The organism is Pseudomonas sp. 3MA1, assembly GCF_029237275.1.
Taxonomy (GTDB): Bacteria; Pseudomonadota; Gammaproteobacteria; order Pseudomonadales; family Pseudomonadaceae; genus Aquipseudomonas; species Aquipseudomonas fluorescens_AP.
In genome coordinates, this window is record NZ_JAACFX010000003.1 from 214,678 (window position 1) to 233,932 (window position 19,255).

Consider the following 19,255-nt stretch of genomic DNA (forward strand, 5'->3'; position numbering starts at 1 on the left):
TCTACAGGGAGTTCGCCATGCTCAGCCCCCACGCTGCGCCGCAGCCTGTCCAAGGGGATTTCACCCTGCACTTTCCCAATCCGCAGCACGCCGGCACGGCGGCCGTGGTGCCGGAAATCACCTTGTCCACCGGGACGGTGCTGATGGACAGCCAGATGTGGATGCAGGAGCCGCTCTGGCAAGGCTTGAAAATCATCCTGGTGCTCAGCGGCCAGCTCAATTGCCGGGTCGAGGGCCAACCGGAGGTGGAGATTCGCGGGCCGACCCTGTGCGCGGTGGCCAACCAGGGCGAGCACTGCGGCGACCACCTGTTCGCCAGCGGCGTGCCGGTGCGCTACACCACGGTGCAACTGGACTTCCCGGCGATCCGCCAGGCGGGCCTTGAGCCCGAGCGCCTGCTGGACCCGCTGGGCGGCGGGCCGATGCTGTTCTGCCAGCCGGCCAGCAAGCCGCTGCTGGCCCTGGCCCAGCAGATCCTCACCTGCCCGCTGCAAGGCCCGACCCGCTCCTTCTATCTGGGCGGCAAGGCCCTGGAGCTCACCGCCCTGGGGGTCGAGGGGATCCTCGCCCATGCCGAGTCGCGGCCGCTGCAGGACAGCCCCGGCAGCGCGGCGGACATCGAGCGCATCCATGCCGCCCGGGACCTGCTGCTCGGTTCCTTGCAGGCCTCGCCGTCGCTGTCCGAGCTGTCGCGCCAGGTGGGCCTGAATCCGCGCAAGCTCACCGCCGGCTTTCGCCAGGTGTTCGGCACCAGCGTCTATGCCTACCTCCAGGAACAGCGCCTGAGCGAGGCGTACCGCCTGCTGGCCAGCGGCGAAACCAATGTTTCCAGCGCGGCCTATCGGGTCGGCTACAGCCCGGCGCACTTCTCCACCGCCTTTCGCAAGCGCTTCGGGGTGTCGCCCAAATCCTTGCGCTGAGGCGCCGTTGCCTTGAATGCCTGGAGTCTTGAACAACGCCGCCTGGCGCCGTCGAACCTCGCGCCTGTTGCCCCGGGCGTCCAGCCCGCGCGGTGCCGCAAACGAAAGAAATGGTCGCTCAAGCCAAAGTTTTAGCCGGCAACCCAGGCGCACAAATGAGATACGTTTGCATTCTCATTTAATCCCCATCACGGAGTGAAGCATGGGTAGCCGCGTTGCGCACCAAAACACCCAAGGTTGGCCGGCCACAGGTCCGGTCTTGCGTCCGGCGCTGCACCGCAGCCCGCTGGCGTGCCTGATCCATGGCCTGGCCCTGGGCCTGTCGCTGACCCAGGCCGGCGCCGCGCTGGCCGCCGATGGCGAGGCCGACCAGGAGCACAGCCTGACCCTGGACACCAGCGTGATCAGCGCTACCCAGCTCGACTCGCCGACCGGCCAGCAAAGCGGCTACGTGGCCAGGCGCAGCCTCAGCGGGACCAAGACCGATGCTTCGCTGAGTGAAATTCCGCAGGCGATTTCCGTGGTCACCCGCGATCAGATGGACGCCCAGCAGGTGCAGTCGGTGAACGAGGCATTGCGCTACACCGCCGGGGTCCAGGCCAACACCACCGCCGCCAGCCAGCGTTTCGACACGATCTCGATCCGTGGCTTCGACGTCACCACCGGCATGCTCCGCGATGGCCTCAAGGGCAACACCGCCCAGGCCTGGCCCAAGGTCGAGGCCTATGGCCTGGAGCGCATCGACGTGCTCAAGGGCCCGGCCTCGGTGCTGTTCGGCCAGAACTCGCCGGGCGGCGTGGTCAACCAGATCAGCAAGCGCCCGCTGGAGCAGCCCTTCCATGAAGTGCAGATCCAGGGCGGCAGTTTCGACCGGGCCCAGGGCCAGTTCGACTTCAGCGGCCCGCTGGACGATGAGGGACAGTTCCTCTACCGCCTGGTGGGGCTGGAACGCGACAGCGGCACCCAGTTCGAGCACATCAAGGACGACAAGCAGTACTTCGCGCCCTCCTTCACCTGGAAGCCCAACGACGACACCCGCCTGACCCTGCTGGCCGACTACACCCAGGATGCGTTCGGCGCCCCCAGGGTGTTCCTGCCGGCCCGCGGCACCCTGCTCGGCAACCCCAACGGCAAGGTCAAGCACAACGTCTTCCTCGATGAACCGGGGCTGGACAACGACCGCACCCAGTACTCACTGGGCTACCTGCTGGAGCACCGCCTGAACGACGTCTGGAGCCTCAACTCCAGCGCCCGCTACGGCCACGTCAATTTGCTGACCAACACCGCCAGCGGCATGTCCCTGGAGTCGGATCTACGCACGTTGAAGCGCTCTGCCTATCGCTTTCGCATCGTCGGCGACACCTACTCCCTGGACAACAACGCCCAGGCCCGCTGGAACCTGGGCAATACGCAGATGCTGTCGCTGCTCGGGGTCGACTACCGGCGCACCCGCGAGGACTACTACCTGCGCGGCGGCAGCGCCTCGCCCATCGACATCTATAACCCGGTGCATGGCGGCGTGTTCGACCCCAGCACGCCGTTCACCAACACCGTGCAGCGCGCCGATCAGGTCGGGGTCTACGCCCAGCAGCAGTTCACCTTCGATGAGCATTGGGTGCTCAGCGTCGGTGGGCGCCAGGACCGCTCCAGCGCCCGCACCGACAATCGCCTGGAACATAGCGGGAGCAAGCAGAACGACGAGAAGTTCACCTACCGCACCGGCCTGGTGTACCTGGCGGACAACGGCCTGGCGCCCTACATCAGCTACTCCACCTCGTTCGATCCGGTGCTGGGCACCAACTTCTACGGCACGCCGTACAAGCCCACCAGCGCCAAGCAGTCGGAGGTGGGGGTCAAGTACCAGCCACCGGGGATCGACAGCTACATCACCCTGTCGCTGTTCGACCTGACCCAGGAAAACGTCAAGACCAGCGACCCGGCCAACCGGCTGAACACCCTGCAGACCGGCGAGGTGAACGTGCGCGGCATCGAGCTTGAAGGCAAGGCCAGCCTGGCCCGGGGCCTGGACCTGCTGGCAACGCTGACCTACAACGACGCCGAGGTGAGCAAGAGCAACAACCCGCTGGAGAAAGGCCAGCGCCCCACCGACACCCCGGAAAAGATGGCCTCGCTGTGGGCCGACTACACCCTGCCCGAAGGTCCGCTCGGCGGCCTGGGCTTTGGCGCCGGGGTGCGCTACATCGGCTCCACCGAGGCCGATGCCGCCAACACCGTCAGCGTGCCCTCCTACACCCTGCTGGATGCGGCGGTGCACTACGACTTCGACCAGCTGATCCCGGCGGCCAAGGGCCTGCGCCTGGCGGTGAACGCCACCAACCTCACCGACAAGCGCTATTACGAAGGCTGCTCGCTGACCAGTTGCAGTGCCGGCTATGACCGCAGCGTCATCGCCAGCCTGCGCTACCGCTGGTAAGCCGCCGTGGCGCGCCTGCGTGACCTCTGGCTCGGGCTGCATCGCTGGCTGGCCCTGAGCCTGGGCCTGCTGCTGGCTCTGCTGGGCCTCAGTGGTTCGCTGCTGGAGCTCAAGGGGCCGATCCTGCGCTGGGAAGTCGGGGCCTCGATGCTGCAACTGGCCCCTGGCGAACACCGCGCCCCGCTTGAGCAGAACGCCTGGATCAGCGCCGCTGCCAGCGCCTATCCGCAGTTGCAGAAAGTCTTCGGCGCGGCGCCCCCGCGCCAGGGCTTTCTCGAATCGGACAACGTGATCGTCTTCGGTGCCCTCAAGGAACGACCGGGCACCGGCATCGCCATGATCGATCCCTACAGCGGCGAGCCCCGGGGCTTCTTCGTCTTCGAAGACCTGTGGCTGGCCAGGCTGGTGGCGCTGCACCGCAGCCTGCTGTTGCCCCAGGCCTTGGGCTCGAACTTGGTGCTGGTGTGTGGCGTGGTGCTGCTGGGCTCGCTGGGCAGCGGCCTGTACCTGTGGTGGCCGGGCCGGCGCAGCTGGTGGAAAGCCGCCAGCCTGCGCCCCGGCAGCCGCGGCACTCGACGCCTGCGCGAATGGCACAACGTGGTGGCGGCCTGGCTGTGCCTGCCGCTGCTGCTGATCGCCGGCAGCGGCGCCTGGCTGGCGCGCCCCGACCTGTTCACCTGGCTCGCGGCCCAGCCGATGGCGATAAAACCAGTGTTGTCCGCCGCCCACGGGCACCTGCTGCTGGGGGCTCCCGGCGCCTGGCTGGCTTTTCTCTGCGGTCTTTCGTTACCCCTGCTGTACATCACCGGCCTGCTGCTGTGGTGGCGCAAGCGCGTCGCCCGCCGGGCCGTCCAATCGTTCAAGGAACCCTTACATGACACACCGTGATTTCTTGCGCCGCGCCCGCCACGGGCTGCTGCTCGGCCTGCTGTGGGCCGCCACCGCCAGCGCCGCGACCCTCACCGACCTGGCCGGGCGCCAGGTCCAGGTGCCGGACAAGGTCGAACACATCCTCCTGGGTGAAGGACGGATGATCTATTCCCTGTCGCTGCTCGAAGGCCAGAATCCCTTCGCCCGCCTCGCCGGTTGGCAGGGGGACTTCCGCGGCCTCGACGTGCAAGGCTACGAGGCCTACCACAAGGCCTTTCCGAAGGCGGACAAGGTGCCGCTGGTAGGAGGAACGTCCGCCGAAACCTTCAGCGTCGAAAAGGCCCTGGCGGTGCACCCGGACCTGGCGATCATGGCCCTGAGCGGCGGCCACGGGCCGAGCCCCGACAGCGAGGCGGTGAAGCAGTTGGAAGCCGCTGGGGTGGCGGTGCTCTTCGTCGACTTCAGCGACCATCCCCTGCGCAACACCGTGCCCAGCATGCGCCTGCTGGGGCAGGCCCTGGGCCGCGAGCAGCAGGCCGAGGCGTTCATCGCCTTCTATCAACAGTCCCTGGCCCGGGTCAGCGAGACCCTGGCCAAGGCAGCGCCGCTCAAGCAGCCGACGATTTTCATCGACATGCTCGCCGGGCTGCAGGATTGCTGCGGCTCGCCGGGCACCGGCAACTTCGGCGAGATGATCAAGCTGGCCGGCGGGCGCAACATCGCCGACGGGCGCATCCCCGGGCCCATTGGCGTGCTCAACGTGGAGTACATCCTCTCCAGCGATCCGGATGTGTACGTGGCCACCGGGGTCTTCGCTGCCGGCCAGGGCGGCGTGACCCTGGGTTATTCCGCCACCCTGCAACAGGCCCGGGACAGCCTGCGCCAGGCCGCCCAGCGCCCGCCGCTGAACGAGCTGCGGGCAGTGCGCGAGGGAAATGTGCATGGCCTGTGGCACATTTTCTATGACTCGCCGGAGCACCTGATCGCGGTCCAGGCCCTGGCCAAGTGGCTGCACCCTGAACTGTTCAAGGACCTGGACCCGGACCAGACCCGCCGCGAGCTGTACCAGCGCTTCATGCCGATTCCCGCCAGCGGCGTGTTCGCCACGAGCCTGCAACCATGACCCGGGCCGCCACCGAGGTGCAGGACAGCATCGCCAGCGGGCATTACCGCAAACGCCATGGCCGCCGGGTGCTGCTGTTGTCCGGGCTGGCCCTGGCCTTGTTGCTGTCGCTGGCCCTGGACATCACCACCGGGCCTTCGGGCATGAGCCTGTCGCGCCTGCTGCAGGTGCTCTGGGACCCGGGCTCGATGCCCCGGGTCGAAGCGGTGATCGTGTGGAACGTGCGCCTGCCCTACGCGCTGATGGCGGTGCTGGTAGGCGCCGCCCTGGCCCTGGCCGGCGCGGAGATGCAGACCGTGCTCGACAACCCCCTGGCCAGCCCCTTCACCCTCGGCGTGTCCGCCGCCGCGGCCTTCGGCGCGGCCCTGGCGATCGTCCTCGGCCTGGGCCTGCCCGGGGTGCCGGCGCAGTACCTGATCTCGGCCAACGCCTTCCTCTTCGCCCTGGCCTCGGTGGCCTTGCTCTACCTGCTGGCGCGCTGGCGCGGCTTCGGCGTCGAGAGCCTGGTGCTGTTCGGCATCGCCCTGGTGTTCGCCTTCAATGCCCTGGTGGCCCTGCTGCAATTCGTCGCCACCCAGGACAGCCTGCAGCAACTGGTGTTCTGGACCCTGGGCAGCCTGGCCCGGGCCTCCTGGGAAAAGCTCGCGCTGCTGGCCCTGGCGCTGGCGCTGTGCCTGCCATTTTCCCTGCGCCAGAGCTGGGCCCTGACCGCCCTGACCCTGGGCGAGGAACGGGCCCGCAGCTTCGGCATCGACGTCGGCCGCCTGCGCCTGCTGGCGCTGTTGCGCATCAGCCTGCTGTCGGCCCTGGCGGTGTCCTTTGTCGGCACCATCGGCTTTATCGGCCTGATCGCCCCGCACATCGCCCGCCTGCTGGTGGGCGAGGACCATCGGCTGTTCCTGCCGGCCAGCGTGCTCAGCGGCGGGCTGATCCTGTCCATGGCCTCCATCGCCAGCAAGGCGCTGATCCCCGGGGTGCTGATTCCAGTGGGGATCGTCACCGCCCTGGTGGGCATTCCCTTTTTCATGACCATCGTCATGCGCAACCGTCGAGGTGTCCTGTGAACTCGCCTGTGTCCTCCAACGCCGGCCTGTGCACCGCCGGCCTGAACATGCACTACGGCAGCCGCCAGGTGCTGTGCGACGTGGCCCTGCCGCCCCTGGCCGGGGGCAGCGTGACCGCGCTGATCGGCCCCAACGCGGCGGGCAAGTCGACCCTGCTGCGGGGCATCGCTGGGTTGCAGAAAACTTCCGGGCAGGTGCTGCTCGATGGCACCGATCTGAACCGCCTGCCCCAGGTGGAACGGGCGCAGCACATCGTCTACCTGCCCCAGAGCCTGCCGGAACGCACCCGCCTGTGCGCCTTCGAAGCGGTGCTCAGCGCCGCCATGGCCGGCCATCGCGCTGGCGGTTTCGCCCCCGGCCGGCCCAGCGCGGCGGTGCTGCAGGGGGTCGAACAGGTGCTCCGGGACCTGGACCTGACCGCCCTGGCCGACCGCCCGATCGACGCCCTCTCCGGTGGCCAGCGCCAGCTGGTGGGCCTGGCCCAGGCCCTGGTGCGCCAGCCTCGGGTGCTGCTGCTGGATGAGCCCACCAGCGCCCTGGACCTGTACCACCAGTGCCAGGTGGTGGAGGCCATCACCCGGGCCACCCACGAGCGCCAGTTGATCACCCTGGTGGTGGTCCACGACATCAACCTGGCCCTGGGTTTCAGCCAGCAGGTGGTGGTCCTGCACAACGGCGCCGTGGCCGCCGCCGGACCGGCCCTGGAGGTGATCAACCCACAGCTGCTGCGCGACGTCTATGGCGTCGACGGCCACCTGGAACAGGTACGCGGTCGACCGCTGGTGATGGTCGACGGCCGCCTGCCCTCTCACTCCGCCCTGGGATAAACCATGACCCACGCTCAACAGTTGCCCCTCGACACCCTGGACACGCCCCAGGCCGCCCCGGCCTTCGACCTGCGCCCACTGCTGGTGGCCAACCTGGCCTGCACCATGGCGATGATGGCGTTCGTTTCGCTGATCGGCCCCATCGCGCGGATACTCGGCCTGGCCACCTGGCAGGCGGGCACGGCGGTGACCGTTTCCGGGGTGATCTGGATGCTCCTGGCCCGGCCCTGGGGCCGGGCCAGCGACCGCCTGGGCCGGCGGCAGATCCTGCTGCTGGGCACCGGCGGCTTCACCCTGGCCTTTGTCGCCCTAAGCCTGTTTATCGATGTGGCGCTGCACGCCCTGCCCTCGGCCCTGCTGGCGTTCGCCGGGCTGCTGTTGGGACGGGGCCTGATCGGGGTGTTCTACGCGGCGATTCCGGTGGGCGGCTACGCGCTGATCGCCGACAACATCGCGCCCGAGCACCGGGCCCGGGCCATGGCCTCGCTGGGAGCGGCCAACGCCTGCGGCCTGGTGCTGGGCCCGGCGATTGCCGCGCTGCTGGCGCGCCACAGCCTGAGCCTGCCGTTCTACGTGCTGGCGGTACTGCCGCTGCTGGGCTTCGCCTTCCTCAAGGCGCGGCTGCCGCGCCAGGAACTGCACCTCAAGCAGCCGCCCAAATCGGTGAGCCTGGGCGACCCGCGCCTGCGCCGACCACTGCTGGTGGCGTTCGTCGCCATGCTGTGCGTGGCCATGGCGCAGATCACCGTCGGCTTCTTCGCCCTCGACCGCCTGGGCATGGACCCGGCGCACGCGGCGCAGACCGCCGGCATTGCCCTGACCCTGGTCGGCGTGGCGCTGATCGCCTCGCAGCTGCTGGTGCGCAAGCTGGAATGGCCGCCACTGCGGATGATCCGCATCGGCGCCCTGGTGGCCGCCGTGGGTTTTGCCGCGAGCATTGTCGCGGCCCAGGCCTGGGTGCTGTGGCTGGGGTTCTTCGTTTCCGCCGCGGGCATGGGCTGGATCTTCCCCTCGTTCGCCGCCCTGGCCAGCAACGCGGTGGACGCCGCCGAGCAAGGCGCCACCGCCGGTTCCGTCGGCGCGGCCCAGGGCCTGGGAGTGGTGGTCGGGCCCCTGGCCGGGACCCTGATCTACGGGCTGGAACCGCGCCTGCCCTACCTGCTGGCGGCGCTGCTGCTGGTGCTGGTGGCCTGCTGGCCCGAAGCCCGACGCCGCTAACCCAGGCCGAACGATGCGCATCCTCAAAACCCTGTGGCCTGTAGCCGCTGCCGAGCCTCCGGCGAGGCTGCGCAAAGGTCCGCAGGACCTTGCCTGGCGGTCTCCAGCCAAGCACGCAGCGGCCTCAAGAGCGCCGCGTCCCTTCGACGGAGTGCCGCCCAGACCGTTCGCAGCCTGCGGCAGCGGCTACACAAATCCCCGATCGGCACTGGCCCTGTAGCCGCTGCTGAGCCCGCGAAGCTGCGCAAAGGTCCGCAGGACCTTGCCTGGCGGTCTCCAGCCAAGCACGCAGCGGCCTCAAGAGCGCCGCGTCCCTTCGGGCCGTTCGCAGCCTGCGGCAGCGGCTACACAAATCCCCGATCGGCACTGGCCTGTAGCCGCTGCTGAGCCCGCGAAGCTGCGCAAAGGTCCGCAGGACCTTGCTTGGCGGTCTCCCGCCGGGCACGCAGCGGCCTCAAGATCGCCGCGTCCCTTCGACGGAGTGCCGCCCAGACCGTTCGCAGCCTGCGGCAGCGGCTACACGCTGCTGCGGGCCATGCGCCGCAGGGCCAGGCTGTACAGCAGCAAGGCCAGGCTCGCCAGGGCGCCGCCCGCCAGGCCGACATAGGCAAAACCCAGTTGCCCGCCAACCCAGCTACCCAGCAACGCGCCGCCACCGATGCCGATGTTGTAGATACCGGAGAACATCGCCATCGCCACGTCGGTGGCATCCGGCGCCAGCACCAGCACCTTGGATTGCAGGGCCAGGCCGAAGCCCATGATCGCCATGCCCCAGACCACGCTCAGCGCCACCAGCGACCAGACCTGGCCATTGAGCGGCAACAGCAGGCTCAGGCACAGCGCCAGCAGCACCACCGCGGTCAGCAAGAAGCCCTGGGGGCTGTGGCGATGCAGCACGCTGAACAGCAGCGAGCCGATGATTCCGGCGCCGCCAAACACCAGCAGCACCAGGGTCACCACCTCGCCGCCCAGGCCCGCCGCCACCTTGATAAAGGGCTCGATGTAGCTGTAGGCGGTGAACTGCGCGGTCACCACCAGGGCGGTGAGCACATAGATCGCCACCAGCGCCGGGCGCTTGAACAGCAACGGCAGGCTGCGCAGCGAGCCGGAGTTCTGGCTCGGCAGCAGCGGCAAGGTGCGCATCAGCCAGAGCACCAGCAAGCCGGCCATGGCGGCGATCACGCCAAAGGTGGTGCGCCAGCCCAGGGCTTCGCCCAGCAGGCGCCCCAGGGGAATGCCCAGGACCATGGCCAGCGAGGTGCCGGTGGCCAGCAGGCCCAGGGCCTGCACCTGCTTGCCCGGCGGCGCCAGGCGCACCGCCAGGGACGCGGTGATGGACCAGAACAGGGCATGGGCCAGGGCCACGCCGATGCGGCTGAGCATCAGCAGGCCGAAGCTGTTGGCCACACTGGACAGGACATGGCTGACGATGAACAGGCCGAACAGCACCGTGAGCAACCTGCGCCGCTCGACGTTGCGGGTCAGCAGCATCACCGGCAGCGAGGTCAGGGACACGATCCAGGCATAGATGGTCAGCATCAGCCCGACCCGTTCGGTGGGCAAATCGAAGCTGGCGCCGATGGCGCTGAGCAGGCCCACCGGCACGAACTCGGTGGTGTTGAAGACAAAGGCCGCCAGCGCCAGTGCGATGACCGGCTGCCAGTTGCCTTGGGGTGTCGCCGGGGAATCGCTCATGGGGGGCGTCGTACTCTTTCGCTGATGGAACAGGTCCAGGACCCGATAAAAAATGCACAACCCGGGCCAGCCTTAGCGGCCCCGGGGTCGCGGAGCAAAGCCCGTTGCCCGGAGCATTGCCGGGCACCGCCTCAGTGCCCTGGGGCGCTGCCCGGAAAGACTTGCATGGCCAGCGCCACGCCCTGCAGCAGGCGCGCCGCGCTGACCCCGTCGCGGGCCTGCACCGAGAGCCCGTGGAGCACCATGGAGTAATAATCCCCCAAGGACGTTGCATCGCTGTGGCGGGGCAATTCACCTGCCTGCACCGCCGCTTCCAGGCGCTGGATGATGCTCGCGGTACGGGCCCGGCGATGCTCGGCCAGCCATTCGCGCACGCTGTCGTTGTCGCTTGAGCAGTTCACCGCGGAGGCCACCACCATGCAGCCCCGGGGGCCGTCGGGCCGGGTGTAGAGGGCCACCGCGTCCTGCAGCATGCGCTCGATGGCGAGGTAGGCGTTGGGCTCCTGCAGGGCCAGGTCGGCGAAGCCGCCTTCCTGGCTTTCGTACAGCTCGATGGCCTCGCGAAACAGCGCCTCCTTGGAACCGAAGGCGGCATAGATGCGCGCCGAAGCGATGCCCAGGGCCGCCACCAGGTCGGCCATGGAGGTGGTTTCGAAACCACGGGCCCAGAACAGTTCCTGTGCCTGGCGCAGCGCCAGGTCACGATCGAATTCGCGGGGTCTTCCAGCCATGGGGGTCGGGTATCTCGTCAAGACAGGGAAGGCGTTCGGCGCAGGCCGGACAGCCGGTTGGCGCGGCGCGCCGGGACGAAATGATATTAGATTTGTACCGGCCGCGGTCATTTTCCGTGCCCGCGGCCGGCTCTGCGCCGTGCCTCAGTCACCGCCCTCCTGCAGAAACGGCAGCAACAGCGCGAGAAATTCCTCGGGCGCCTCTTCCATGATGAAGTGCCCGCAGTCCGGCACTATGGCGCCGCGCAGGTCGCTGGCATGGCCTTGCAGGGTCAAGAGCGGCGCATCGTTGGTGGCGTGTTCGGCGCCGATCGCCAGCACCGGCATCGTCAGCGGCCGCTGGGCCCGCAGGCGGTTCTGGCGCACCGTCTCGGGAATCGCCCGGTAGTAGGCAAAGCCCGCCCGCAGGCCGCCCGGCGCCGCGTAGGCGTCGATGTAGACCTCGGCGGCCACTGCTTCGCGGCGATGGGACCAGTGGTCGAAGATGTAGCTCAGGTAGGCCCGTTCGCGCCCGGCGATCAGTGCCTCGGGCAGATCCCGCAGCTGGTTGAACATGAAGTGCCAGAGAAAGATGTTCTGCTCCGGCGCCACGAAGATCGGCGGCGCCTCCGCCAGCCCGGGGATCACCGCCTCGGTCAGCGCCAGGCGCTCCACCGCCTGCGGCCGGTCGCTGGCCAGGGCGTAGGCGATCCACATGCCGACGTCATGGCCGACCACGCTGTAACGGGCAAAGCCCAGTTGCAGCATCACCTGATGCAGCACCTCGGCCACCTGGCCGGTGTCGTAGCCCTGCTCCGGGCGGTCGGACTGGCCGCTGCCCGGCGGGTCCACGGCGATCGCCTGGAAGCCCTGGGCCGCCAGGGCCCGGATCACCCCGCGCCAGGCGTACCAGGTCTGTGGCCAGCCGGGAATCAGCAGCACCGGGCGGCCGCTGCCGGCGCTGACGCAATGGATGCGCTGGCCAGCGATGCGCACATAGCGATGGGTCAGGCCGTCGGTGTCGGCCTGGGTGTTGTCCGTCAAGGCATTCATGGGTTGTTCTCGCTGAGGGGGGGTCAGGCCATGCCGAGCATGGCGTTGATTTGTTGGCGGTCGATCCGTGCACCGGCGAAGTCGTCGAAGATCCGCTCGGTGACCTGGATCATGTGGCGGTTGATGAACTCCACGCCTTCCCGGGCGCCGTCTTCCTGGTCCTTGAGGCAGCACTCCCATTCCAGGGTCGCCCAGCCCGGGTAGTCGTATTGCGCCAGTTTGGAAAAGATCCCCTTGAAATCCACCTGGCCGTCGCCCAGGGATCGGAAGCGCCCGGCGCGCTCGACCCAGGTGCTGTAGCCGCCATAGATGCCCTGGCGCCCCGTGGGATTGAACTCGGCATCCTTGACGTGAAACATGCGGATGCGCTCGTGGTAGATGTCCAGGTAGCTCAGGTAATCCAGCTGTTGCAGCACGAAGTGGCTGGGGTCGAAGAGGATGTTGCAGCGTGGGTGACGGTCGACCAATTCATAGAAGCGCTCGAAGCTGGTGCCGTCGTGCAGGTCCTCGCTGGGGTGGATTTCGTAGCACAGGTTGACCCCCTGCTCGTCGCACACATCGAGGATCGGCCGCCAGCGCCGCGCCAGCTCGTCGAAGGCGGTCTCGATCAGGCCTTCGGGGCGCTGCGGAAAGGGAAACAGGTAGGGCCAGGCCAGGGACCCGGAGAAGGTGCCCAGCTCACTCAGCCCCAGGCGTCGCGAAGCCCTGGCCGCCAGCTTCATTTGCGCGATCGCCCATTCGGTTCTGGCTTGAGGCCTGCCCCGCAGCGCCTCGGGGGCGAACTGGTCGCACATCGCGTCGTAGGCCGGATGCACCGCCACCAGTTGGCCGAAGATATGGCTGGTCAACTCGCTGATCTGCAGGCCCTTCTGCGCCAACTGGCCCTTGAGTTCATCGCAGTAGTCCTGGCTCTCGGCCGCCGTGGCGACATCGAACAAACGTGCATCCCAGGCAGGAATCTGCAGCGCCTTGAAACCCAGGTCGGCGGCCCATTGGGCAATCGCCGGCAGGCTGTCAAATGGCGCGCTGTCGGCGCTGAATTGCGCCAGGTGCAGGCTGGGGCCCTTGAGGGTTTTCATCGAATTGCTCCCTATTCTTTGTTGGTCGACAAAGAATAGGGAGGCGCTGCTGCCGCGTCAATCATCGCGCCGCAGAAAAACCATTTCTGGCACACCGGCTGGTCGGACGGGCGAGTGCCCGGCAAGGCAAAAAAAGCCCGCGATCAAGATCGCGGGCTCGTTTTGTTTCACCTGGCAATCACCGCCGGTCATGCACCGGGCAGCCGCCTCAGGCGCCGGGCTGCGGCACCGGAATCTGCCGCAACGGCTTGACCGACTTGAAGGAAAAACTCGAGTAGATCTCTTTCACCGCCGGCAGGGTCTGCAACACCTCGCGGGCGAACTCGCCGAAGGACTCCAGGTCCTTGGCCAGCACTTCGAGGAGAAAGTCGTAGCGTCCGGAGACGTTGTGGCAGGCGATGATTTCCGGAATCTCCAGCAGCCGCTGCTCGAAGGCCCGGGCCGTTTCCCGGGAGTGGGATTCCATCATCACGCTGACAAAGGCGGTGACGCCAAAGCCCAGGGCCTTGGGCGAGAGGATCGCCTGGTAGCCGGTGATCACCCCGCTCTCCTCGAGGATCTTCACCCGCCGCCAACAGGGCGACGTGGTCAGGGCGACGCTGTCGGCCAGTTCGGCGGTGGTCAAGCGGGCGTTGTCCTGCAGAGCAAGCAGCAGGGCTTTGTCGGTGCGATCCAGTCCACTGGGCATGTTTTGCCTCTTAATCTTGTTTTTATGAATTTTTATTTCAATTACTGGGCGTTTAGTCAGTCAAATTAGCAATTATTGCGCCGGATTTGAGCATAGCATTAGAGCAAATCCGGAGCGTTCACCATGAACAATAAAAACAGTGACCTTGGTTTTTCCACTCGCGCCATCCATCACGGCTACAACCCCCAGGAGCATCAAGGCGCGCTGATCCCGCCGATCTATCTGACGTCCACCTTCACCTTCGCCACCGCCGAATACGGCGCCGGCTGCTTTGCCGGCCAGGAGCCCGGCTACTTCTACACGCGCATCGGCAACCCGACCCTGGCGCTGCTGGAAGCGCGCATGGCGGCCCTGGAAAACGGCGAGGCCGCGGTGGCCTTCGGCTCCGGCATGGGCGCGATTGCCGCCACCCTGTGGACCCTGCTGCGGCCCGGCGACGAGATCATCGTCTGCCGGACCCTGTACGGCTGCACCTTCGCCCTGCTGCACCACGGGCTGGCCGAATTCGGAGTCAAGGTGCGCCATGTCGACCTGAGCGACCTGGGCAACCTGCGGGCCGCCATCAGCCCCGCCACACGGATGATCTATTGCGAGTCCCCGGCCAATCCCAACATGCAGCTGGTGGACATTGCCGCGGTGGCCGAAATCGCCCGCCAGCATCCGCGCATCACCTTTGCCGTGGACAACACCTATTGCACCCCCTACCTGCAGCGTCCGCTGGAACTGGGGGCCGATCTGGTGCTGCACTCGGCCACCAAGTACCTCAACGGCCATGGCGATATCACCGCCGGGGTCGTGGTCACCCGCCAGAGCCTGGCCGAGCGCATTCGCCTGGAGGGCCTCAAGGACATGACCGGCGCGGTGCTGTCGCCCCAGGACGCCTTTCTCCTGATGCGCGGCCTCAAGACCCTGGCCCTGCGCATGGAGCGCCACTGCAGCAGCGCCCAGGCCATCGCCGAATACCTGCAGCAGCAGCCGCAGGTGCAATGGGTGGCCTACCCCGGCCTGCCGTCCTTCGCGCAACACGCCCTGGCGCAACGGCAGATGAAGTTGCCCGGGGGCATGATCGCCTTCGAGCTCAAGGGCGGACTGGCGACGGGCATCCGCTTCATCAATGCCCTGCAGCTGTTCAGCCGCGCCGTCAGCCTGGGAGACGCCGAATCCCTGGCCCAGCACCCGGCGAGCATGACCCATTCCACCTACAGCCCCGAGGAGCGTGTCGAACACGGCATCGCCGAGGGCCTGATCCGCCTGTCGGTGGGCCTGGAAGACGTCGCCGACCTGCTGGCCGATATCGCCCAGGCCCTGGATGCCTGTGCACAGCCCGCGACGCCGCATCTGGAGGCCATTCCCAGGATCGGCAAGGCCCTTCCTTGAGCCGGATCAGTACCGCCCGGGTCCGGGCGCTCTACAACACCCAGGCATTCGCCGCCGTGCCCGAGGCGCGGCGGCGAACGCCCCTGCACCACCTGCAACACCCTTTGAACCGTTACCCACAGGAGTGGAACAACCCATGAGTCGTATCAATAACAAAGCCACCCAACTGCTCAGCGCCATGATCCTGGCCGGCCTGGCCTGCCATTCCCTGGCCGCCGACAGCATCCGGATCGGCATCGCCGGGGCCAAGACCGGCCCGGTGGCGCAATACGGTGACATGCAGTTCAGCGGCGCGCGCATGGCCATCGAGCAGATCAACGCCAAGGGCGGCGTCGACGGCAAGCAACTGGTGGCCGTGGAATACGACGATGCCTGCGACCCCAAGCAAGCGGTGGCCGTGGCCAACAAGGTGGTCAATGACGGCGTCAAGTTCGTGGTCGGGCACCTGTGCTCCAGCTCCACCCAGCCGGCGTCGGACATCTACGAAGACGAAGGCATCGTGATGGTTACCCCGGCCGCCACCAGCCCCGAGCTGACCGCCCGGGGCTACAAGATGGTGTTCCGCACCATCGGCCTGGACAACGCCCAGGGTCCGGCGGCGGCGCACTACATCGCCAAGCTCAAGCCGAGCAATGTCGCGGTGCTGCACGACAAGCAGCAATACGGCGAAGGCATCGCCAGCTCGGTCAAGGACATCCTCGGCAAGGAAGGCATCAAGGTGGCGATGTTCGAAGGCATCAACGTCGGCGAGCGCGACTACTCATCGATCCTGGCCAAGCTCAAGCAGGCCAATGTCGACTTCGTCTACTTCGGCGGCTACCACCCGGAAATGGGCCTGCTGCTGCGCCAGGCCAAGGAAAAGGGCCTGACCGCGCGCTTCATGGGGCCTGAAGGCGTGGGCAACGACTCGATTTCGCAGATCGCCAAGGACGCCTCCGAAGGCATGCTGGTGACCCTGCCCAAGTCCTTCGACCAGGACCCGGCCAACAAGGCCCTGGTGGAAGCCTTCGAAGCCAAGAAGGAAAACCCCAGCGGGCCGTTCGTGCTGCCGTCCTACTCGGCCGTGGAAGTGATTGCCGGCGGCATCGCCGCGGCCAAGAGCGAAGACCCGGAGAAAGTCGCCGAAGCGATCCACAAGGGCACCTTCAAGACCCCCACCGGCGACCTGAGCTTCGACGAGAAAGGCGACCTCAAGGACTTCAAGTTCGTGGTCTATGAATGGCATTACGGCAAGCCGAAAAGCGTAGCGGCGGAAAACGCCGGGCTGTAAGCCGGTAACGGCGCGCCGCTCCTTGCCGGGGAGCGGCGTCCCGCAGGCGTCAAAAAAACAAGTTCAACTAAAACATGGCCTTAGAGTCAAAAAACTTTACCGCGTCGTCCCCTGCCAAAAGAATAACCTACTTGGCAACTTTGGAATAACCAACCCAAAACAGTAACTAAGATATGTTACCGCCACACTTAAAGCCTGCTGTAAATCCTCCACCCCCCAGACTAGGCAACCCATACTTCAGGCGTAGATCGTTAGCACGCTTAGTTCCTCAGCAATCAACTTACAAGTCCGACAAAGCGAACTCGCAAGCCTCCTCCCCAAGCTGAACAGCCAGCCCCACCCCCGCCCCCGCTGGACTAAACGTCACAGAACGAGCGACAACCAGTAACACTCCGAAAGACTTCCCTCTTGAAATCTCTTAGCTAGATAGTCAACTACCTGCTAATAGACACCCCCCTGTTAATTGCCACCAAACAACTTGAAATAACATTTGCACACTAAATTAACTTTTGTTTATTGTGCGCCTACGCACTTGCTAATCTATTAGTAAGAGACGGATTCCCGGCGTCAAAAACTTGTTCAAGGAGATAAGAACGTGGATCCCTTTATCGGAGAAATTCGCTTGTTCCCCTGGGGTTGGGCACCTGAGGGTTGGCTCCCTTGCGAGGGCCAGGTTCTACCCATCAACACCCATGTGGCGCTGGCTTCCCTGCTGGGCAAGACTTATGGCGGTGACGGCACCACGACATTCGGCCTGCCGGATCTGCGTGGCCGGGTCGCCTTGGGGCAAAACTTCAGAGCCTCCGTTGTCGATCCGATCATGGATCAGCACTTGCTGGGCACCAAAGGCGGTAGCGAAACCGTGACGATGCCGTTCAGCTCACTGGCGCAGCACTCCCATGCCGCCCATGTCTCGATCGAACCCGGCAACGACGACCCCGCCGGGAACATCCCCGCCGTCAGCTCGAACACCAAGGGCGTCATGGCAAAACCGACCTACACGCCGGCGACGGACAACCTGGTCACCCTCAACAGCCACACCGTCACTCCCACATCAGGCGCGCCCATGCAAAACATGCAGCCCTCCATCGTCGGCTATTTCTGCATCGCTACCACGGGCGTCTACCCGCCGCGCCAGTAACTGCTGCCTACAGACCCTCAAGCAAGGAAACTGACATGTCTGAAGCTTTCGTCGGAGAAATCCGCATGTTCGCCGGTAACTATGCGCCAGAGAATTGGGCGTTCTGTGACGGTACGCTGCGGTCGATCAACAATTTCCAGGTCCTCTACTCGTTGCTGGGCACCCTGTACGGTGGCAACGGCACCACCAACTTCGGCCTCCCGGACTACCGTGGCCGGATCATCGTGGGCCAGGGCGCCGGCACCGGGCTGACCCCAAGGAGCCTGACGCAGGACTTCGGCGTGGAAACCGTGACCATGCAGCCGGAAAACACCGCGGCCCATACCCATTCCTTTTGGGTGAGCACCAACAATGCCCAATCGGCCAGTCCGTCTCCCGCCACAACACCCAATGGCATGACCTTTGGCACGTTCCCGGGCGCAGGGATCATCACCGGGCTCTACAGCTCGGGTGACGCAACCTTCCCCAGCGTCAATATGAACCCTGCCTTTCTCGACTCGGCACTGACTCCGGCCAAAGGAGCCGCAACCCCCCATAGCAACATGATGGGGTCATTGGCGATCAACTACATCATTTGCCTGGTCGGCCTCTATCCGACCCGACAGCAGTGACCCCCTCACTCAATCTGGAATGACCGATCATGGATGCTTTTACCGGCGAAATCAGACTGTTCCCCTACAACTTCGTCCCGCAAAACTGGGCGTACTGCGACGGATCGCTGGTCACGGTCCAGCAGAATCCAGCTCTCTATTCGGTGATTGGCAACCTGTATGGCGGCACCCCCGGGCAGAACTTCAAACTGCCCAACCTCAATGGGCGCGTGGCCATGGGAGCTGGTAAAGGAACCGGGCTGAGCGATTGGCAGACCGGCAATGCGACAGGCGCCGACCGGATAACGATGCTGCCCGCCAACTTCGCCGGACATACCCATCAGGTCGTGGCCAAGGACGGCAGCGAATCAGCGGTCGCCCTGGATACTCCCGAACCCAACGCCTACCTGGCGCAGCCACGCAACATACGTCTGTACCGCAACACGGCACCGACCCCGACAGGCCCGAAACTGGCCGCGACAACGGTGGGGGACGCCGGTAGCGGCGCTGCGTCGACGACCCTGCGCAACACCATGCAACCCTTCCTGACGCTGGCCTACTGCATATGCCTGGACGGCGAGTACCCGATCAGAGCCTCATGACCCAGCTTGCCAATCTCCAACTGCCAACAGGCTACGTGGCTGTCCTGCGCCAGCAGCACAGCCATGACCTGGGCTTTCTCCAGGACCTGTACGTCTCGCGCCGCTGGGCCGAAGTCAGTGCAGTGCCTGGCTGGAGCGACGCACAGCGCCGGGCGTTCTTGCACGCCCAGGCCGAACTGCAGCGCCAGCATTATGAAAAGCACTTTCCCGCCGCGGACTTTCTGATCGTCGAGCAGGCCGGCAGCCCGATCGGGCGCCTGTGCGTGCAGTACGCGGCCGACGATGTGCGCATTGTCGATATCGCCCTGCTGCCGAACTGGCATGGCCGGGGCATCGGCAGCGAGTTGCTGCGCACGGTACTGGCCAAGGCCGACGCCCAGCGTCAGACCTGCAGCCTGAGCGTCGAACAGGGCAGTCGTGCCCGCCGGCTGTATGAGCGACTGGGCTTCCGAGCCGGCGCCAACAGTGGCCTGTACACCCAAATGCAGCGTCCCGCGCGGATGGCCGCTGGGGAAGAGGACGACAGTCCTTGAGCATCAAGTAATACCTGCCCCCCAAGGGGCCGGCTGTAGCCGTGCTGTAACCGCTGGACCT

Annotated in this window: 19 protein-coding genes; 14 read left to right on the plus strand and 5 right to left on the minus strand. The window is 66.2% G+C overall.

The window, feature by feature from the left end; all coding sequences use genetic code 11:
- The first annotated feature begins 17 nt into the window (after positions 1-17).
- The 7 genes from GWQ44_RS09985 (at position 18) to GWQ44_RS10015 (ending at position 8,456) form a co-directional block, all read left to right on the plus strand.
- A complete protein-coding gene (locus GWQ44_RS09985; protein ID WP_042941409.1) occupies positions 18-920 on the plus strand; it encodes an AraC family transcriptional regulator in 903 nt (300 codons plus the stop codon).
- Between the two features lie 202 nt (positions 921-1,122).
- Positions 1,123-3,354, plus strand: coding sequence for a TonB-dependent siderophore receptor (locus GWQ44_RS09990; protein WP_275927198.1), 2,232 nt, complete (start codon positions 1,123-1,125; stop codon positions 3,352-3,354).
- Positions 3,355-3,360: 6 nt separating this feature from the next.
- Positions 3,361-4,242, plus strand: coding sequence for a PepSY-associated TM helix domain-containing protein (locus tag GWQ44_RS09995; RefSeq protein WP_275927199.1), 882 nt, complete (start codon positions 3,361-3,363; stop codon positions 4,240-4,242).
- Complete coding sequence (locus GWQ44_RS10000) at positions 4,229-5,347, plus strand: ABC transporter substrate-binding protein (RefSeq protein WP_275927200.1); 1,119 nt, start codon at positions 4,229-4,231, stop codon at positions 5,345-5,347. The genes GWQ44_RS09995 and GWQ44_RS10000 overlap by 14 nt, the downstream gene beginning before the upstream one ends.
- A complete protein-coding gene (locus GWQ44_RS10005; protein ID WP_275927201.1) occupies positions 5,344-6,411 on the plus strand; it encodes an iron ABC transporter permease in 1,068 nt (355 codons plus the stop codon). Before GWQ44_RS10000 ends, GWQ44_RS10005 begins: the two co-directional genes overlap by 4 nt.
- Positions 6,408-7,238, plus strand: a complete 831-nt coding sequence (locus GWQ44_RS10010; RefSeq protein WP_275927202.1) for an ABC transporter ATP-binding protein — start codon at positions 6,408-6,410, stop codon at positions 7,236-7,238. The genes GWQ44_RS10005 and GWQ44_RS10010 overlap by 4 nt, the downstream gene beginning before the upstream one ends.
- A gap of 3 nt (positions 7,239-7,241) precedes the next feature.
- On the plus strand, positions 7,242-8,456 hold the full coding sequence (locus GWQ44_RS10015; protein ID WP_275927203.1) for an MFS transporter: 1,215 nt from the start codon (positions 7,242-7,244) through the stop codon (positions 8,454-8,456).
- 516 nt (positions 8,457-8,972) lie between these two features.
- Here the strand turns inward: GWQ44_RS10015 and GWQ44_RS10020 are convergent.
- The 5 genes from GWQ44_RS10020 to GWQ44_RS10040 all read right to left on the minus strand — a co-directional run bounded on the left by GWQ44_RS10020 (position 8,973) and on the right by GWQ44_RS10040 (position 13,681).
- Positions 8,973-10,151 (minus strand): sugar transporter, encoded by a 1,179-nt coding sequence (locus GWQ44_RS10020; RefSeq protein WP_103740768.1) that lies wholly within the window; start codon positions 10,149-10,151, stop codon positions 8,973-8,975.
- Positions 10,152-10,282: 131 nt separating this feature from the next.
- Positions 10,283-10,882: a TetR/AcrR family transcriptional regulator gene (locus tag GWQ44_RS10025; protein WP_275927204.1), complete on the minus strand. Its 600-nt coding sequence runs from the start codon at positions 10,880-10,882 to the stop codon at positions 10,283-10,285.
- Between the two features lie 144 nt (positions 10,883-11,026).
- A complete protein-coding gene (locus GWQ44_RS10030) occupies positions 11,027-11,914 on the minus strand; it encodes an alpha/beta hydrolase (RefSeq protein WP_275927205.1) in 888 nt (295 codons plus the stop codon).
- Between the two features lie 23 nt (positions 11,915-11,937).
- Positions 11,938-12,993: a sugar phosphate isomerase/epimerase family protein gene (locus GWQ44_RS10035; protein WP_275927206.1), complete on the minus strand. Its 1,056-nt coding sequence runs from the start codon at positions 12,991-12,993 to the stop codon at positions 11,938-11,940.
- Positions 12,994-13,201: 208 nt separating this feature from the next.
- Positions 13,202-13,681 carry an Lrp/AsnC family transcriptional regulator gene (locus GWQ44_RS10040; protein ID WP_047304909.1) on the minus strand — a complete coding sequence of 160 codons (480 nt, stop codon included), beginning with the start codon at positions 13,679-13,681 and terminating at the stop codon, positions 13,202-13,204.
- A gap of 123 nt (positions 13,682-13,804) precedes the next feature.
- Between GWQ44_RS10040 and GWQ44_RS10045 the strand changes: the two genes are divergently transcribed.
- From GWQ44_RS10045 to GWQ44_RS10075, 7 genes are all read left to right on the plus strand, one after another.
- The gene (locus tag GWQ44_RS10045; RefSeq protein ID WP_016967508.1) at positions 13,805-15,058 is read left to right on the plus strand and encodes a methionine gamma-lyase; all 1,254 of its coding nucleotides are present in this window, start codon (positions 13,805-13,807) and stop codon (positions 15,056-15,058) included.
- Positions 15,055-15,198: a hypothetical protein gene (locus GWQ44_RS10050; RefSeq protein ID WP_275927207.1), complete on the plus strand. Its 144-nt coding sequence runs from the start codon at positions 15,055-15,057 to the stop codon at positions 15,196-15,198. The genes GWQ44_RS10045 and GWQ44_RS10050 overlap by 4 nt, the downstream gene beginning before the upstream one ends.
- Positions 15,195-16,328, plus strand: a complete 1,134-nt coding sequence (locus GWQ44_RS10055) for a branched-chain amino acid ABC transporter substrate-binding protein (RefSeq protein WP_047304911.1) — start codon at positions 15,195-15,197, stop codon at positions 16,326-16,328. Before GWQ44_RS10050 ends, GWQ44_RS10055 begins: the two co-directional genes overlap by 4 nt.
- 595 nt (positions 16,329-16,923) lie before the next feature.
- Positions 16,924-17,469: a tail fiber protein gene (locus GWQ44_RS10060; RefSeq protein ID WP_275927208.1), complete on the plus strand. Its 546-nt coding sequence runs from the start codon at positions 16,924-16,926 to the stop codon at positions 17,467-17,469.
- 35 nt (positions 17,470-17,504) lie between these two features.
- Positions 17,505-18,080: a tail fiber protein gene (locus tag GWQ44_RS10065; RefSeq protein ID WP_016963436.1), complete on the plus strand. Its 576-nt coding sequence runs from the start codon at positions 17,505-17,507 to the stop codon at positions 18,078-18,080.
- Positions 18,081-18,109: 29 nt separating this feature from the next.
- Complete coding sequence (locus GWQ44_RS10070; RefSeq protein WP_016963435.1) at positions 18,110-18,661, plus strand: tail fiber protein; 552 nt, start codon at positions 18,110-18,112, stop codon at positions 18,659-18,661.
- On the plus strand, positions 18,658-19,194 hold the full coding sequence (locus GWQ44_RS10075) for a GNAT family N-acetyltransferase (RefSeq protein WP_103741903.1): 537 nt from the start codon (positions 18,658-18,660) through the stop codon (positions 19,192-19,194). Before GWQ44_RS10070 ends, GWQ44_RS10075 begins: the two co-directional genes overlap by 4 nt.
- Positions 19,195-19,255: the final 61 nt, after the last annotated feature.

Bases quoted from the DNA above. Each gene is read 5' to 3' on its own strand.
- GWQ44_RS09985 (WP_042941409.1), top strand. From the start codon at position 18: ATGCTCAGCCCCCACGCTGCGCCGCAGCCTGTCCAAGGGGATTTCACC.
- GWQ44_RS10065 (WP_016963436.1), top strand. From the start codon at position 17,505: ATGTCTGAAGCTTTCGTCGGAGAAATCCGCATGTTCGCCGGTAACTAT.
- GWQ44_RS10015 (WP_275927203.1), top strand. From the start codon at position 7,242: ATGACCCACGCTCAACAGTTGCCCCTCGACACCCTGGACACGCCCCAG.
- GWQ44_RS10030 (WP_275927205.1), bottom strand. From the start codon at position 11,914: ATGAATGCCTTGACGGACAACACCCAGGCCGACACCGACGGCCTGACC.
- GWQ44_RS10035 (WP_275927206.1), bottom strand. From the start codon at position 12,993: ATGAAAACCCTCAAGGGCCCCAGCCTGCACCTGGCGCAATTCAGCGCC.
- GWQ44_RS10045 (WP_016967508.1), top strand. From the start codon at position 13,805: ATGAACAATAAAAACAGTGACCTTGGTTTTTCCACTCGCGCCATCCAT.
- GWQ44_RS10055 (WP_047304911.1), top strand. From the start codon at position 15,195: ATGAGTCGTATCAATAACAAAGCCACCCAACTGCTCAGCGCCATGATC.
- GWQ44_RS10005 (WP_275927201.1), top strand. From the start codon at position 5,344: ATGACCCGGGCCGCCACCGAGGTGCAGGACAGCATCGCCAGCGGGCAT.
- GWQ44_RS10000 (WP_275927200.1), top strand. From the start codon at position 4,229: ATGACACACCGTGATTTCTTGCGCCGCGCCCGCCACGGGCTGCTGCTC.
- GWQ44_RS10025 (WP_275927204.1), bottom strand. From the start codon at position 10,882: ATGGCTGGAAGACCCCGCGAATTCGATCGTGACCTGGCGCTGCGCCAG.
- GWQ44_RS09990 (WP_275927198.1), top strand. From the start codon at position 1,123: ATGGGTAGCCGCGTTGCGCACCAAAACACCCAAGGTTGGCCGGCCACA.
- GWQ44_RS10020 (WP_103740768.1), bottom strand. From the start codon at position 10,151: ATGAGCGATTCCCCGGCGACACCCCAAGGCAACTGGCAGCCGGTCATC.
- GWQ44_RS10075 (WP_103741903.1), top strand. From the start codon at position 18,658: ATGACCCAGCTTGCCAATCTCCAACTGCCAACAGGCTACGTGGCTGTC.
- GWQ44_RS10070 (WP_016963435.1), top strand. From the start codon at position 18,110: ATGGATGCTTTTACCGGCGAAATCAGACTGTTCCCCTACAACTTCGTC.
- GWQ44_RS10040 (WP_047304909.1), bottom strand. From the start codon at position 13,681: ATGCCCAGTGGACTGGATCGCACCGACAAAGCCCTGCTGCTTGCTCTG.